Origin of the sequence: Ectothiorhodospira lacustris (assembly GCF_022227845.1) — a bacterium.
In the GTDB taxonomy this organism is placed as follows: Bacteria; Pseudomonadota; Gammaproteobacteria; order Ectothiorhodospirales; family Ectothiorhodospiraceae; genus Ectothiorhodospira; species Ectothiorhodospira lacustris.
In genome coordinates this window covers 1-608 of the sequence record NZ_JAJNQN010000048.1, presented here as the reverse complement: position 1 = coordinate 608, position 608 = coordinate 1, and the positions used below count along the sequence as shown (strand labels likewise).

The window sequence follows — 608 nt, the reverse complement described above, 5'->3', positions numbered from 1 at the left end:
GCGGCACCCGTATGGTTCGCCTTGCCGATCTTATAACGCAGCTCAGCCATGCCCTCGTTGATGCGGTCTACAGACATGAGCTCAAAAGTAGGGCTTAAGACTCGGCGCGGGAAAACAGACTTGCCATGACCGAGAGAAACCGAACCTATCTGGACAATAAGCTCATCTAGAAGACCGGCGTCAAAGAACTGCCCTGCAAGATCGCCGCCGCCCATGATCCAAATGTTTTTCGTACCAGCGGCATCCTTCATCTGATCGTGGACCGGCCGGACATCACCTCGAACGAAGCGGATGTCTGCCCCTGCAGGGGCGTCAAGTTTACGGCTAGAGAAGATCCATACGGGCTGTGAGTAAGGCCAGACGCCCTCATCCACAGCACCGGGCTTTACAGCGTTCTTTAGCAACCATTCGTAGGTTGAGGAGCCCATTGCTATGGCGCCAACTTCTGAAACAAAAGCGGGATAACTAGTTTCTTCAAGGTCCGCTAGCGGAAACAACCATTCTAGCGAATCGTCTTCTGTGGAAATGAATCCATCAATGCTGGATGCAGTGTAGTACTGAGTCGTCATTCCTTTCCCTTCGGTATAGTACGAAAGCGAGTTGTGCCG

At 52.6% G+C, this 608-nt stretch carries 1 protein-coding gene; it reads right to left on the bottom strand.

What is annotated here, in order from left to right:
- Positions 1 to 569 (bottom strand): dihydrofolate reductase family protein (locus LQ956_RS14875; RefSeq protein ID WP_238630340.1); only part of this gene is annotated, 569 nt, incomplete at its 3' end.
- Positions 570 to 608: the final 39 nt, after the last annotated feature.